A 15,201-nucleotide genomic window follows, 5' to 3' on the forward strand; every position below is an offset into this window, starting at 1 on the left:
AAATGAGAAAGCTTGAGGCTATAGAAGGTTCCCGTGGTTTTGCCGCAGTAATGATAGCGCTGTATCATATGCCCGAACTCAATGATTTATTTTTCATTAAGTTTAGTTATCTTTTCGTGGACTTTTTCTTTGTTCTTAGTGGTTTTTTAATTGCAACAATTTATATTGATGAATTAAGTAGCAAAAAATTAATTATAGATTTTTTTGTAAAAAGATTAGCTAGATTGTGGCCAATGATGATTTTTGCATGGATACTATATTTGGCGGTATTAAATATAATCGGATTTATTGATAACAAAAACTTTATCCTTGTTCATCCTACTTTATTTGAAATTGCTTCGCAGATATCTATGTTTTATGGCTTGGGCTTAGGGGATGGAAATATATATAACTTTCCAAGTTGGAGTATAAGTGTTGAATTTTTAGTTTATATTATTTTCGGATTTGTATTGTTATTTTTTAAAGATAAATACAAATATTTTATTTTTTTCGTATTGATGTCGGTGTCTTATATATTTATGTTGTATGTTGATGGCATCCAAAATGAGTGTGGTTTTATTAAATATGGAAAATGCATGGACAGAGTGGCATCAATCGGAGGTTTGGTAAGATGTTTAATAGGTTTTTTTCTTGGATGTACTATAACTTTAATTAAGACTAAATATAAAATAAATGCTAAAATATCAATTAATAAAATGACAATAATGTCTTGTGGATCAGTATTTTTTTTATTGAGTTTGATGGAGTTAAATTCTTATCTTGCATTTCTAGCGCCATTGGTATTTTCGATTTTTGTATTTTCGATATCATTTGATGTGGGTTTAATACATAAATTTTTAAGTTCAAAAATTATGCAATTTCTAGGTCGAATTTCTTACTCAATATATTTGTTGCATTTAACGATTCTAATGATTTTAGATAAAATTTGGATTTACGATTCAATATCTTTTAAAATAATAACATATTTATTTATACTGATAATTTCATCAAAGGTAACTTTCGAATACATAGAGAAAAAATTTAAAATTATAATGTTAAAAAATTACTCAAAATTTTTTTGTACTTAAAAAATGATTTCAATAAATAGATATAATATCTTAGCATTTCTTTTCCTGATACCACTTGCTTTTGATTTTAAAGGGCAATATGGTGGTATTTTCATACAGTATTTAATTACTTTTATTGTTATTGTAATTGGAGTATATCTTTGTGCTAAATTAAAAATAAAAAATAAATCAAATTATAGTGTGATAATGACTTTTATAGTTATTTATACTATTATAGGAGGATTTTTGTGCTTTCTTGTGAATGATGTTTTATTTGAAAATTATATCAGAGTAACAGTAAATTGGATTCTGTTTGGGTTGGGTTTATTTGTTGCTATGCGTTACGTAAACATAGGGAAAAATGATTGTATAACTAGTGGTATATATGCTGGGGGAGTAATTTCGGTATTGTTTACTTCGGTTTATGGGTTTATTTCAACAGGATTAAACATCGGTGAAGTAAGGTATCAAATATTGTCTCCAGTTATTTTAATTGTGGAGGCCCTGCTTATTCACAATATATTTGTTGAGCGAAAAAAAAATTTAATAGATAAATTTATATTGTTTTTGTGCTTTGTTCTTCAATTATTTAGCGTAACTAGAAGTCATTTGTTGGCATTTGTTTTAATCTTAATTTTGGCACTATGGGTAACTTATGGATCTTTGGTTAATATAGTACATAAAGATTTTAGTGGCTTGATTGTTTTTTTATTGGCTATATTAATAGGCAGTGCAATACTGCAATACATTTATCCTGAGTTGATTAATAGATGGTTTATACGAATTTTAAGTTCATACGAAACGTATGGTAGTGATATCACTACACTCACTAGATTGGCTGAAATTAAAGATCAACTTAATAAATGGGATGAAGGCATACTAACCATCTTATTCGGTAAGGGTTATGGTGCTTATTATGGCTGGGATTCAGTTTATGATTCGGAATTGAGCTATGTATTTAATATTTCTGATTTAAATGGTGTCAATGAGTTTATGCCGGGACACAATTTATTTGTATACACCCTATTCGCTGGTGGATTGTTCTTTGGTTTACCGTTTACTTTTTTTATTATATATATTTTTATTAAATCATTAATATTCATGAATAAATATCGATATAAAATATATGGTAACAAAACAGCAAAACCTTTTACTATTGGATTATTTTTGGTTTTTGCTTCTCTTTCAATTACAATTGGTGGGAATCCTTTGGGGCCGCGTTATTCGGCTTTGCTCTTTGGGGTTGGAATGGGTATGTTGGTATCAGGTTTTACTTTTGTGAAGTCGTCAAATCATAAATACAATTCTTGGGGCTAATTTAATAATTTAATTAATCAAATTATGGGTGTAGCTAAAACTAATCGAATAAATTTTCGTAGTAATTAAAAATGAAAATTATTTATATTTATCATAATATACTTTGGGCCAAGTATAAAGCTTCAGTCTTTTCGAAACTGTATGAATTATCACTTATAAATAATGAAAAGATTAAATTTTTGCAAATAGCCGAAACTGAGTTTGATCGCTCAAAATTATCGGGTGTGGACATGAGTTACCACAATTATCCTTTTGAATTGCTGTTCAAGGGAGCATACGGGGCTATCCCTAGGAGTAAACTAATCATAAAACTATTCTGTTCCGTATGGCAAAAAAAAGCTGATCTAATTCTGCTTCCCGGCTTCCATAGTACTGAATATTGGGCAATGCTGCTGGCAGCAGTATTGAGAGGGAAAAAGCGTGCAGTTTTTTGTGACTCAACAATATATGATCATCAGCAGACCTTTATTAAAGGTTTACTTAAAAGAATTTTCTTTTTATTTTGTGATGGTTTTTTTGTTTACGGTATACGTGCACGTAGTTATGTCATACATTACGGTGCCAGGCCTAATAAAGTATTTTATCGCTGCCAAGCGGCCGCATTACCCAAAGACTATTCAGCCGATCTTGCGTTTAAAAAACGTATGCAACATGCGCCTACCTCTGACGCGACGCGTTTTCTTTATGTGGGCAGGCTCTCACACGAAAAATCACTAGATATTCTAATTCATGCATTCTTAAAAGTTAGAATAAATTTGCCAGATGCTTCATTGATAATCGTTGGAGAAGGTTCGCAGGGCCAAGTGTTAAAGAATATGGTAAGTTCATTAGGTCTGACTGATGCGGTATTATTTTCAGGAAGCATGGATACACTTGCATTGGCAATCGAATATGCAAAGGCTTCCTGTTTAGTACTGCCGAGCTTTAGCGAGCCATGGGGTTTAGTTGTTAACGAAGCATTGAGTTACGGGTGCCCTGTAGTGGTCAGCAATCGTTGCGGATGTATACCTGAGTTGGTTGAGAATCAACCTACAGGCTTTGTATTTGAAGCCCAAAATATTGACGACCTTGCCAATAAGCTTTTATCCGTTCCAGCTGCATTTGCAGATGTCGAGAAAACAGCTCGTGAATGTATTAAACTGATTTCTAACTATAATCCATCTGTAGCCGCCGAAGAAATTCTATCGGGTTGTAAGCAGATCCTTGACAGTAAGTTAAAATAGCGATGGATTCTCATATCTGTTTTGTAGGGCCTTTGCCGCCACCTGTGCACGGTTATTCTGAGATCAATAAACGTATGCTTGGAGTTTTGAGTAGTCAGCATAAAATACATATATTTGACATGTCGCCAAGAGATAAGACTTTTGGATTTTTATTGTTATGGTGGCGATTTTCTAAATTGATTTTCGGCAACAAGCCAAATGCACTATATCTTGCTTTCTCAGGCGGTCTGAGGCAATGGATTGATCTTGTGTTTATTCTCATTGCGGGGTGGCGGGGTGTACCTATTTACATACATCACCATAGCTTTGCTTATTTATCTCAAAAGAATCGATCTGTGATTATGAGCCTTGGCGTGGTTCGCAATTCTTTTCATATTGTATTGTGCAATAAAATGGGAGAGAAAATTAACCAGCTTTACGGAATTGAACATAAAAACATTCGCTCTATCTCCAATGCAGCCTTTCTTGAAGAAATTAGTGTATCTGATCATGCGAGAAACGTATCTACTTCATTACGGCTAGGTTTCCTGTCAAACATAACGGCTGAGAAAGGGATTTTTGAATTCTTTTCAGTTCTGTCGCAAGCTGTTTCTCATGGTGTTTCATTGCAGGGTTTAATTGCAGGACCAGTTGATGAATCTGTAAGGGATAATTTCCATAAGAGTTTGGCAAGTCATCCAAATGCCATCTATTTGGGGCCTGTTTATGGGGCGGATAAAATTGCATTTTTCGCGAGCATTGACGTGTTGTTCTTTCCTACGCGCTACCCAAATGAGGCACAACCCGTCACAATTCTTGAGGCATTGGCTCATTGTGTACCGGTTATAGCTTTCGCGCGGGGTTGCATCGCAAGCATGGTTCCTGATGGTGCTGGTGTTGTTTTTCCCTATTCAGAGGGTTTTGTTACACAAACAATTACGGCACTCCGGCCATTGGCCGAAAGTTCTGTTGCATTGGAGAAAGCAAGACAAGCTGCCCGTTTGGCTTTCGAGTCGCAGCGAGATATCAATAGAATTGTATTGGAAAATCTTGTCGTAGAGATTGGCTCGTCGTCAGAGAAAAAGCAAGTTAAAACATGATCCAAGATCTATCTAGATTTCGTATGCCTAAAGGCTTTCGTGGTCGCTCAGCGTTTGCCGTGCAAATATGGTGGTTGACACAGACAACACTTTTTCACTGGTCGCCTCAGTTTGCATATGGCTTCAGAAGCTGGCTGCTGCGTCTCTTTGGGGCGCATGTGGGCAACGGTGTTGTGATACGTCCAAGTGCCAAGATCACTTATCCATGGAAGGTAAGCATTGGTGATTACGCTTGGATTGGGGACGATGTGGTGCTTTACAGCCTGGGTGAAATCGAGATTGGTGCCAACGCGGTGGTGTCACAAAGCAGTTATTTATGCGCGGCTGACCATGACTACAGCCAAGTAGATTTTCCTATCCGTGCCCATAAAGTCACTATTGGCCCTGAGGCGTGGGTGGCCACGGATGTATTTGTTGGGCCAGGCGTCAGTATTGGGCGTGGGGCAGTCATTGGCGCGCGAAGTTCTGTGTTTTCTGATATGCCGGATAGCATGGTGTGTATGGGTTCGCCTTGTATGCCCATTCGTCGTCGCTGATTTTCTTTTGAGGGGTACTCATGAACGATTTTTTTCTAGGGTTAAAAATATATGGCGACGACTTTTCATTGGATGAAATGACTTATTGGTTTAAAGAAGAGGAGAATGGATATTCTAATTTGGGGTATGTTGATAGTGAAACTGATTATTATCCATATCATTTGATGAATTTTAATTATGGCTGGAAATATGTTGATGGAGACGCACTTAAAGTGTTAGGCTTAGGAAGTGCATTTGGCTCTGAATTTGAAAAAGTCAAAGAATTAATCAGTAGTATAACTATAGTTGAGCCTGGGAAAAAATTTTGGAGAAGAGCTGCTTTTGGTCATGAATTAAATTATTTAATGCCAAATGCTACGGGGAGGCTTGATTTTAATAATTCCACTTTCGAATTAATAACAGTTTTTGGTGTTTTGCATCACATACCGAATGTTTCATATGTATTTTCCGAGCTGATTAGGGTGCTGAAACCTGGTGGATATTTATTGATTCGAGAGCCTATAATTTCTATGGGCGATTGGCGGTTTCCGCGATCAGGATTAACTAAAAATGAGAGAGGAATCTCAATTGGTTGCATGAATGAATTGATATTGCAGCATGGTATGGAATTAATGGCTGAAAATTTTATTGGTTTTTCGCCAATGCAAAAAATCATGTCTAAATTGGGATTGAGGAATTATTGGTCTAATAATATTGTTGTTGAAATTGATCGGGCTTTATGTAGGTTGTTTAAATTTAATTATAGGTATCATAGAATTAAATTTCTACACAGATTTGCACCATCAACTGGATATTGGGTAGTACGTAAAAAATAAATTTTATTTATTTTAGATTGTATGAAAATCCTCCTGTACGGGATCAACTACAGCCCTGAGCTGACGGGCATCGGTAAATACAGCGGAGAAATGGGAGCCTGGCTTGCGGCTCATGGTCACGATGTTCGCGCTGTGACGGCGTTTCCTTATTACCCCGAATGGAAACTGGCTCCTGGTGCGAAAGGGCCGTTTTATCGACGTGAGTCGCTTGCCGGTGTTTCGGTGACGCGTTGCCCTTTGTATGTGCCTGCCCGCCCTAATGCGTGGCGGCGCATTGTGCATTTGCTCAGTTTTGCCATGTCTTCTTTTCCGGCCTTGCTGTTGCAGTGGCGCTGGCGTCCCGATGTGCTGGTGTTGGTGGCCCCCACCTTGTTTTGCGTGCCAGGGGCTTGGTTGCTCAGTCGCCTCACGGATGCGCGTTTGGTGCTGCATGTTCAAGATTACGAAGTGGATGCCATGTTCGGTTTAAAAATGGGGCAGTCAAAGGGTGTTTAAGCAGTTGGCCTTGGCTTTAGAGCGGCGCTTGCTGCGTTCTTTTGACCGGGTCTCGACCATCTCCAGCGGCATGGTGCAGCGGGCCTTGGCCAAGGGGGTGTTGCCAGAGCGTGTGCGGTTTTTCCCCAATTGGTCAGAGGCATCGCGCTTTCAGGGGGTGTCGCGTTCGGCTACTTTGCTGGCGCGCTTGGGGGTGGATCCTTCTGCACAAGTGCTGCTCTATGCGGGCAACATGGGCGAAAAGCAGGGCCTCGAAGTGGTTTTGCAGGCAGCAGTGCGCTTGCGCACGCATGCTGATCTGGTGTTCTTGCTGGTGGGCGAGGGCGCAGGCAAGGCCCGCATGGTGAAGCTGGCTGCCGACATGGGTTTGCGCAATGTGGTGTTTGCCCCTTTGCAGCCCTATGACGATTTGCCCGCCTTGTTGGCGTCTGCCGATGTGCATTTGGTGGTGCAAAAGCGTGGCGTGGCCGATGCGGTGCTGCCTTCCAAGTTGACCAATATTTTGGCGGTGGGGGGGCATGCGGTGATCACCGCCGATGCTGACACCACGCTGGGCAAGTTGTGTGAAGACTTTCCAGGGCTGGCTGTTTTGGTCGAGCCCGAGTCGGTGGATGCTTTGTTGCAGGGCATCAGCCAAGCTTTGGCCATGCCCCACCCCAATCTGGTGGCTCGAGACTATGCACGTGAGTTTTTGGACAAGGACCGCATATTGACCCGCTTCGTGGATGAAGTCCTGACCAATTAAGCTTCATAAATTATGTTTAGTGGTTTGATTGTCAAAAACAATACATTCGATATATTAAAATAAATACATGAAAATCGCAATTGCTGGTACCGGTTACGTTGGTTTGTCGAATGCCCTTTTGCTGGCCCAACGTCACGAGGTTGTGGCGATCGATGTATTGGCCTCTAAGGTTGACACGCTGAACAACAAGCAGTCGCCCATTGACGATGACGACATCGTTCGCTTTTTGCGTGATGAGCCCCTGAACTTTCGCGCCACGCTGAGCCTGCAAGAGGCTTATGTAGGGGCTGATGTGGTGATCGTGGCCACACCCACAGATTACGATCCAAATACCAATTATTTCAATACGAGCTCGGTCGAGGCGGTCATCGCTGATGCTTTGGCTTTGGCACCGCAGGCGCTGATCGTGATCAAGTCCACGGTACCGGTAGGTTTCACGTTGCGAATGCGCCAGAAGTTTGGCGTGGACAACCTGGTTTTTGCGCCCGAGTTCTTGCGCGAGGGGCGGGCTTTGCATGACAACCTGTATCCCAGTCGCATTGTGGTGGGCGATCAGACCGAACGTGCTGCCGCCTTTGCGGCCATGCTGCAGGCCTGCGCCATCAAGCAGGATGTGCCGGTTTTGTTGACAGGCAGCACCGAGGCAGAGGCGATCAAACTGTTTGCCAATACTTATCTGGCCATGCGGGTGTCCTTCTTCAATGAGTTGGACACTTTTGCTGTTTGCCAGGGTTTGGACTCGCGACAGATCATCAACGGGGTCTGCCATGACCCACGCATAGGGCCGCATTACAACAACCCTTCGTTTGGTTACGGTGGTTATTGTTTACCCAAAGACACCAAACAATTGCTGGCCAATTATTCCGATGTTCCGCAGACATTGATGGGGGCCATCGTGGCGTCAAACAGCACGCGCAAAGCTTTTATCGCGCAAGACATCATGCGCCGCCAACCCAAGGTGGTGGGCATTTACCGTTTGGTTATGAAGGCTGGCTCTGACAATTTCCGAGCCAGCAGTGTGCAGGCGGTGATGTCTTTGTTGGAGGCCGAGGATGTCGAGGTCATTGTTCACGAGCCTTTGTTGACGGAGCCAGAGTTTTTGGGGGCCAAGGTGGAGCCTGATTTTGTGATGTTCAAGCAACGCGCCGACGTGATCGTGGCCAACCGCATGACCCCTGAACTGGTGGATGTGATGGACAAGGTCTATACACGCGATTTGTTTGGCAAAGATTAACGTTTCCTTCAACTGATTGAGCTGGTTTGTTCTCTAGTCTTGTGAATTTTTCAACAGAATCTCAAATGGCCGATCAGCTCGTTCATGAGATGTTCGCGGCCACGGCAAGTGAAAAGCCTCAATCGATTGCTGTGCGTTGTGGTGCACAGGTGCTGACATATGAAGAGCTCGATGCACGTGCCAATGGCTTGGCTCATATGCTGCGTGAATGGGGTGTTGATTCTGATGTTCCAGTTGCCATCGGTACCGAGCGCAGTTTCGACATGCTGGTCGCCATATTGGCTGTGCTCAAGGCGGGTGGTGCTTATGTGCCCCTGGATATCGCTTGGCCATCTAAACGCCTTGAATACGTTCTTGATGACTGCCAAGCGCCGATCTTGCTGACGCATCAAGCCCTGCTGCACAAGGTCAAATCCTCAAAAAATTTGAGAATCTTATGTTTGGATGACATTGATGCCATGCCTGCCGCTCGCTCTGATGCGCCGGTTGTTTTGGTATCGCCACTCGATTTAGCCTATGTGATCTACACATCCGGATCCACTGGGCAGCCAAAGGGTGTCGCCATGCGGCATGGTCCTGTTTGTAATCTTTTGCAATGGCAACGCAACAGCTTGGCCTGCGAGGGTGAAGATGGTTTAAGTACATTGCAATACACATCGATAGGTTTCGATGTGTCGGTGCAAGAGATATTTTCTACGTTGGTCGAAGGTGGCACTTTACAACTGATCGATGAATACGAACGGCGTGACAGTCTGGCTTTGCTGAACGTGATCATGGACACCCAGGTTCAGCGTTTGTTCTTGCCGTTTGTAGCGCTTGATGCTTTGTGTCATGCCGCTATGGAAAATGGGTTGATCCCTTCATCGCTGCGCCGCGTGATGACTGCTGGCGAGCAGTTGCGCGTATCACCTGCGTTGACCTGGCTTTTTTCTCGTTTGAACGCGGTGTTACACAATCAATATGGCCCAACTGAGACTTGTGTCATATGCAGTGAGCTCCAATTGCGTCGACCTGTGAGTCAGTGGCCCGTATTGCCGTCGATTGGCTGGCCAATTGCGAACGTGAGCTTCTGGGTCATGAATGCGCATGGTCAGCCAGTGCCAGATGATTTGCCCGGCGAGCTTTGGATTGGCGGTGCTTGTCTTGCCAAAGGCTATTTGGGCCGGGACGCATTAACGGCTGATTCATTTGTGCCTCATCCCTTGGTTCCCGGGGAACGTCTTTATCGCAGTGGCGATTGGGTTCGTCGAGGGGCAGATGGCGCGATCGTTTTTCTCGGTCGAATTGACCATCAAGTGAAGTTGCGAGGCTTTCGCGTCGAGTTGGGTGAAGTTGAAGCCACCATAGCGAGTCATCCTGCTGTTCGTGAAGTGGCCGTTGCTGTGGTTGACGCCGCTGTTGATCAACAAATGCATGGTCATCCAATCGAGGTGCGGCGACTGACTGCTTTCGTGGCTTTATCAGCTGTCAATTTGGGAATGCAGTCACAAGAGGTCTCGACCCTTGGCAACCTACTCCGATCTTATTTGCAAGAGCGATTGCCAGATTACATGCTGCCTGATGCCTATGTGCTGGTGGACGCATTGCCACGGTCTTCAAGCGGCAAATTGGATCGGATTGCCTTGTCGGTTTTAAAGCCGATACCCACCAAAAACGTGGGCCTTGAGGCGTTCAATAAAGTCTGCAGAGTTGCTCCAGATTGCGCGCCGCAATCGCCAGCCCATTTTTTAGAGGCCTCATTATTGGCCGTATGGCAAAGCGTACTTCGTCGGGCAGATCTAGGTCCAACCGACAGTTTCTTTGATGCTGGCGGGCATTCACTGGATGCGGCGCGGTTACGTGGGAAATTGCAGGCCGAACTGGGTTTGCAATTGACTTTGAGGGACATTTTTGAGGCACCGACTGTCCGCGCCTTGGCCGCCAGGCTCAATGAGCGAGGTGCGTTGACACAGAAATTACTGCCGATTCCTCGTGCCTCAGGCGAGAGTCGTTTGCGGGTTTCACCGGGTCAGCATGGCATTTGGTTCATTGAGCAGTTGCATGGCCCCAGCGCTGTTTATAACGTTCTGATTTCGATTGTTTTTCAGGGTGTGTTGGATGCGATGCTCTTGGAACAGGCCTTGAGCATGCTGGTGCAACGTCATGAGGTCTTGCAAGGGCGCATCAGCCTGGTGAATGACATTCCGGTTCAAAGCAAGGCCAATTCGGACACCGTTCAAGTGCTTTTGCCTGTGCAGGACTTGCGCGAAAACCTTGATCCCGACAGCCGACTGAATGCCTGCATCAACGAAATAGGAAGTCATGTTTTTGACTTGACTTTGGAAGCGCCATTGCGCATGCATTTGCTGAGGCAAAGCGATCAAAAATGGACGCTCTTGCTCAATGTTCATCATTTGGTTTTTGATGGGTGGTCCCTTGGCATTTTGATGAAAGAGCTTGATTTTTTATACAACGCATTGTTGTTGAAAAAATCCAACCCATTGCCTGAATTGCCTGAATTACCTATTCAGTATGTCGATTTCGCAGCGTGGGACCGAGCGAGGCTAGAAGAGCCGCGTGTTCAAACACATCTGGCTTATTGGCAAAAACAGTTGCAGGGTGTCAGTCCCTATCTCGACTTGCCCACCGATCATCCGCGTCCGGTGCGTCCCACTCAGCGTGGTGGTTCAGTTGAATTCACACTGGACGTTTCCACTACGCAGACTGTGCGCAATTTTGCTTCACAAGAAGGTGCAACATTGTTCATGGTTTTGTTGGGCATTTGGGCGGCACTTTTGTCCCGTTATTCGGCCCAAAAAGATTTCGTCATCGGCTCCCAGATGGCCAATCGACCACATCCAGATGTAGAAAATTTAATAGGACTCTTTACCAACACCGTGGCATTGCGCATGAATCTGGCGGATCAACCGAGCATGCGGGTCTTGGTGTCGCGTGTTAAAGACACGTGCATTGATGCGCAAGTGCACCAGGATGTGCCTTTTTCTAGGGTGGTGGAGGCGCTGCGGTTTGAGCGCGAACCCAGCCGCGAGCCATTGGTGCAGGTAACGTTTGTTCTGCAAAACAACGATTTAACGGTGATCAAAGCCCCTGACCTGATCGGTCATGCTGTAAATATTGGCAATGCCACGTCAAAACAGGACTTGCTGCTTTTGGCAACGGAGAACGCGGGTGGACTGTCGTTGCGCTTGGAGTACGCCTTGGACTTGTTCTTGCCTGAAACGGCACGGCGTATGGCCAGCCAGTTTGTCAGCATACTGACGGGGGCATTAAAGCAGCCAGACCAGCCGCTAGAGTCCTTGTCGCTGCTGAGTGAGCTTGAGCGCGATCGTCTAATTGCCATGAATGTTGAAAAAGAACCTGCAATGACTGGTTCCATTCATGAGTGTTTTGCGATGATGGCTTTGCGGCAACCCCACGCTCCGGCCTTGCATGACGGCGAAGCTTGCATGACTTATGCGGAGCTTGACGCACGAGCCAATGGACTTGCGCATCATTTGCGTGACTGGGGTGTCGACGCAGATGTGCCAGTGGGTCTGGCGTTCGATCGCGGCATTGAAATGGTGGTGGCCATGTTGGCTGTGCTCAAGGCCGGTGGTGCGTATGTGCCGCTTGATCCGACCTACCCGCCACAGAGATTGATGAACATGTTGGAGGATTGTGGTGCTTCCATCGTGCTGACGGTGACAGCCCTGCAAACCCAGTTGCCAAGTCGCTCGAACCTGAAGTTACTGTGTTTGGATGCAAACGGCCGGGTATCTCCCCGAAGCGATGCACCGGTGGTCAACGTCAAAGCCCGCGATCTTGCTTATTTGATTTACACCTCGGGCTCTACCGGGCGTCCTAAGGGGGTTGCTGTGCCTCATCAGGGCGTTTTGCGCCTGGTGGCGCAGGACAGTGCTTTTTGCATCAGTCCAGATGATGTTGTTCTTCAGTTTGCCTCTGCATCGTTTGATGCCGCAACGCTAGAGATTTGGGGCGCTTTGCTCAATGGTGCTTGCTTAGCAGTGCATCCACCTGGTATGCCTTCAACCACAGAATTGGCTGAATTTCTGGTGACGCACAAGGTGAGCTTTGCTTGGTTGACCTCGGCGCTTTTTCAATTGATGGTCGATGAACAACCACATGCCCTGGCGGGGATACGGCAGCTGTTGTCCGGCGGCGATGTGCTGTCTGGCCGACATGTATGTCGCCTTTTGGCGCTCATGCCGAAAGAACATGCCCTCATCAATGGTTACGGACCAACAGAAAACACCACCTTCACTTGCTGCTATCGCATGCAAGGCGGTGCGGTGCCAGCAGATCGTTTTGAGAACGGAGTTCCGATTGGGTATCCCATTGCCTTCACGGATGTTTGGGTGCTGGATGAGAACCTGCAACCATTGCCCGTGGGGATGGCCGGTGAACTTTATACCGGTGGGCTGGGCTTGGCCCGTGGTTATTGGGGACAGTCGGCGTTAACTGCGCAGCGGTTTATTGCGCATCCCTGGCATGAGGGCGAGCGTTTGTACCGCACAGGCGATCAGGTGCGATGGCGAGTGGACGGTGCTCTGGAGTTTGTCGGGCGGCTTGACCAGCAAATTAAGCTGCGCGGCTTTCGCATCGAGTTGGGGGAAATTGAGTCAGCCTTGCGAGCGCACGATTCAGTGCGTGATGCTGCTGTAGTGGCATACAAGCCTCAGCAGGGAGACGCTCGCTTGGTGGCCCACATCGTGGCTCAGACTCCAATGGTCTTGCCTGATGCAGAAAAGATGCGCAACTTCTTGCAGCGAAGTTTGCCTGCATACATGTTGCCATCAACTTATCTGCAGGTGGAGGCGTTGCCCATAACACCCAATGGAAAGCTGGACCGCGATGCACTCCTGAGATCGTCAGCAATGAGTGCGAGTGTGCAAGCATCTCCAGTGACCCCGGCAACCTTGATGACCGGTAATTTACTGGAGTCCCGTTTGCTCGAATTGTGGCGCGATGCCTTAGATCAGCCAAATTTGAAAGTGGATGACAACTTCTTTGCTTTTGGAGGGCATTCTTTGGCTGCGGCGCGTTTGGTTCAACGGGCCGCCAAAGAGCTGGGGCTGAAGATGCAAGTGGCTCAATTCTTCTCTACACAAACCGTGGCCGAAATGGCGCAGCATCTGGGTTGTGCTGAGCAGCCACCCGCTTGGAGCACCATCGTACCCATGCAGCCGAAAGGCACAGCTAATCCCTTGTTCTTTTTCCATGGCGTTGGTGGTGATGTCTATGCCTTTGTGCCCATGGCCCAAGCGTTTGCACCTGAGCAACCCGTATACGGTATCCAAGCACAGGGCCTGGATGGAACTGCTGAGCAGCCCCTTCGCATTGAGGACATGGCCCAGCACTATGCAGATCAGTTGCTATCGGTGTCCTCCGGGCCCTTTCGACTGTGTGGCTATTCACTGGGAGGTTGGATTGCATGGGCAACGGCTGATGAGTTATTGAGGAGAGGTGTTCAAATTGAAGTGCTGATGATGCTGGATGTGCACAGCAGTGCCGATATGCCGCTTTGGGTGCGTTTCGGTGATCTGTTTTTTTCCTTTCCACAGCGTGGCCTGCGTTACTTGAGACGGCGTTCGAAAGCTGTCTTTAAGTTATTAGGGAATCTAGTTTCAGGTAAATATCGACACACTACTACCGTAACTCCCGGTAAGGAGTGCCTTATATATCTTTCTCATCGCAAATACCGTCCAAAGCGGTTGCCTGTGAAAGTTGAAGTTTTGTATCCAAAAGATACATCAAAATTCCACTTTTGGTATTGGTGGTTTATGGCGAAAAAAGGTTTTTCGCTTCACAAGTTACCACTCGAACATCATTTGACTTTTTTTGAAGCCCATCACGCCCAATTGCTGGTCAAGAAATTAGACGAGCTATTGAATAGCCGGTGATAATCAACAAAGAAGAGTTGGCATTGTCTAACTTGGAAAGTTGGACACGAAAATTAAGCTTCGATTGTCGGCAGCAACGGTTTGATGCGTGTGTGGTTTTTTTGAAATCAGACAACTTGTCATCAATACAGCTCAATAGCTTAGCTTCTCAACTTCCACAAGAGGAGCTTGCAGATGTTTTTAAAAATTCTATTTTCAGTCGACAAACAGATTATGTGCTGGGACGACTCTCGGCACGCAAAGCAGTATTGACTGCATTAGGCAATGATCCATTTCACAAGATTTCTGATTCGCAAAATCTGCGCATTTTGCCTGGCGTTTTCAATCAACCTGTTTTGAGTGCCCATGGCCAAGCCAACAGACTTGGCGTGAGCATCAGTCACCGCTGTGGCTCTGCCGTTGCTTTGGCATTTGACAGGAGGCACCCTATGGCATTGGATCTTGAATGCATCGATCCTGCACAGGAGATTGTTTTTCAGCAATTTGTCGATTCGGATGAACTTCAGAGCATTCGGTCTTCACTGTCTGGCTTGACTCACTTGGAGCAGATTTCCTTGATATGGACATGCAAAGAGGCGCTTGGCAAAGTGATGGGATGCGGATTGACTGTCCCCTCAGATTTTTTAGCTGTTGCCGGAGCCGAGCCAAGTCTTTGCTTTGAGCAACCGCAGGGCAGTGTATCGGGTTGGCGCGGCTTATTTCGAAATTGCCCTCAGTTTTCTTGGTACGCATGGAAACTGGAGGACTACTGGTTAACTGTCGTTGCACCTGCTCAGAGTCGTTTGATTTTTATTTCTCCAAGTCTATAATG

Annotated in this window: 11 protein-coding genes; all 11 read left to right on the forward strand. The window is 45.5% G+C overall.

Going from position 1 to position 15,201, the window contains the following annotated elements; genetic code table 11:
* The first annotated feature begins 2 nt into the window (after nucleotides 1–2).
* The 11 genes from B9Z52_RS14670 (at nucleotide 3) to B9Z52_RS17715 (ending at nucleotide 15,199) form a co-directional block, all read left to right on the forward strand.
* A complete protein-coding gene (locus B9Z52_RS14670) occupies nucleotides 3–1,067 on the forward strand; it encodes an acyltransferase (RefSeq protein ID WP_108414603.1) in 1,065 nt (354 codons plus the stop codon).
* A gap of 3 nt (nucleotides 1,068–1,070) precedes the next feature.
* Complete coding sequence (locus B9Z52_RS17710) at nucleotides 1,071–2,363, forward strand: hypothetical protein (RefSeq protein ID WP_146182866.1); 1,293 nt, start codon at nucleotides 1,071–1,073, stop codon at nucleotides 2,361–2,363.
* A 71-nt stretch (nucleotides 2,364–2,434) separates the two neighbouring features.
* Nucleotides 2,435–3,586, forward strand: coding sequence for a glycosyltransferase (locus tag B9Z52_RS14675; protein WP_108414604.1), 1,152 nt, complete (start codon nucleotides 2,435–2,437; stop codon nucleotides 3,584–3,586).
* A 2-nt stretch (nucleotides 3,587–3,588) separates the two neighbouring features.
* Nucleotides 3,589–4,665: a glycosyltransferase family 4 protein gene (locus B9Z52_RS14680; RefSeq protein ID WP_108414605.1), complete on the forward strand. Its 1,077-nt coding sequence runs from the start codon at nucleotides 3,589–3,591 to the stop codon at nucleotides 4,663–4,665.
* The gene (locus B9Z52_RS14685; protein ID WP_108414606.1) at nucleotides 4,662–5,201 is read left to right on the forward strand and encodes a putative colanic acid biosynthesis acetyltransferase; all 540 of its coding nucleotides are present in this window, start codon (nucleotides 4,662–4,664) and stop codon (nucleotides 5,199–5,201) included. Before B9Z52_RS14680 ends, B9Z52_RS14685 begins: the two co-directional genes overlap by 4 nt.
* A gap of 20 nt (nucleotides 5,202–5,221) precedes the next feature.
* Nucleotides 5,222–6,016: a class I SAM-dependent methyltransferase gene (locus B9Z52_RS14690; protein ID WP_108414607.1), complete on the forward strand. Its 795-nt coding sequence runs from the start codon at nucleotides 5,222–5,224 to the stop codon at nucleotides 6,014–6,016.
* A gap of 21 nt (nucleotides 6,017–6,037) precedes the next feature.
* Nucleotides 6,038–6,511 (forward strand): glycosyltransferase, encoded by a 474-nt coding sequence (locus B9Z52_RS18230; protein WP_305037607.1) that lies wholly within the window; start codon nucleotides 6,038–6,040, stop codon nucleotides 6,509–6,511.
* Nucleotides 6,512–6,539: 28 nt separating this feature from the next.
* Nucleotides 6,540–7,256, forward strand: a complete 717-nt coding sequence (locus B9Z52_RS18235; protein WP_369907935.1) for a WcaI family glycosyltransferase — start codon at nucleotides 6,540–6,542, stop codon at nucleotides 7,254–7,256.
* A gap of 67 nt (nucleotides 7,257–7,323) precedes the next feature.
* Nucleotides 7,324–8,490, forward strand: a complete 1,167-nt coding sequence (locus B9Z52_RS14700; RefSeq protein ID WP_108414608.1) for a nucleotide sugar dehydrogenase — start codon at nucleotides 7,324–7,326, stop codon at nucleotides 8,488–8,490.
* Nucleotides 8,491–8,555: 65 nt separating this feature from the next.
* Nucleotides 8,556–14,390: a non-ribosomal peptide synthetase gene (locus tag B9Z52_RS14705; protein ID WP_108414609.1), complete on the forward strand. Its 5,835-nt coding sequence runs from the start codon at nucleotides 8,556–8,558 to the stop codon at nucleotides 14,388–14,390.
* The gene (locus B9Z52_RS17715; RefSeq protein ID WP_146182867.1) at nucleotides 14,387–15,199 is read left to right on the forward strand and encodes a 4'-phosphopantetheinyl transferase superfamily protein; all 813 of its coding nucleotides are present in this window, start codon (nucleotides 14,387–14,389) and stop codon (nucleotides 15,197–15,199) included. Before B9Z52_RS14705 ends, B9Z52_RS17715 begins: the two co-directional genes overlap by 4 nt.
* The last annotated feature ends 2 nt before the right edge of the window (nucleotides 15,200–15,201 follow it).

It is taken from the genome of Limnohabitans sp. Jir72, from assembly GCF_003063575.1.
GTDB lineage: Bacteria > Pseudomonadota > Gammaproteobacteria > Burkholderiales > Burkholderiaceae_C > Limnohabitans_A.

What these genes read in the sequence shown, in the direction of transcription:
- B9Z52_RS14700 (WP_108414608.1), top strand. Translation starts at nt 7,324, where the DNA reads ATGAAAATCGCAATTGCTGGTACCGGTTACGTTGGTTTGTCGAATGCC.
- B9Z52_RS18230 (WP_305037607.1), top strand. Translation starts at nt 6,038, where the DNA reads ATGAAAATCCTCCTGTACGGGATCAACTACAGCCCTGAGCTGACGGGC.
- B9Z52_RS14675 (WP_108414604.1), top strand. Translation starts at nt 2,435, where the DNA reads ATGAAAATTATTTATATTTATCATAATATACTTTGGGCCAAGTATAAA.
- B9Z52_RS14685 (WP_108414606.1), top strand. Translation starts at nt 4,662, where the DNA reads ATGATCCAAGATCTATCTAGATTTCGTATGCCTAAAGGCTTTCGTGGT.
- B9Z52_RS14690 (WP_108414607.1), top strand. Translation starts at nt 5,222, where the DNA reads ATGAACGATTTTTTTCTAGGGTTAAAAATATATGGCGACGACTTTTCA.
- B9Z52_RS14670 (WP_108414603.1), top strand. Translation starts at nt 3, where the DNA reads ATGAGAAAGCTTGAGGCTATAGAAGGTTCCCGTGGTTTTGCCGCAGTA.
- B9Z52_RS14705 (WP_108414609.1), top strand. Translation starts at nt 8,556, where the DNA reads ATGGCCGATCAGCTCGTTCATGAGATGTTCGCGGCCACGGCAAGTGAA.
- B9Z52_RS17710 (WP_146182866.1), top strand. Translation starts at nt 1,071, where the DNA reads ATGATTTCAATAAATAGATATAATATCTTAGCATTTCTTTTCCTGATA.
- B9Z52_RS14680 (WP_108414605.1), top strand. Translation starts at nt 3,589, where the DNA reads ATGGATTCTCATATCTGTTTTGTAGGGCCTTTGCCGCCACCTGTGCAC.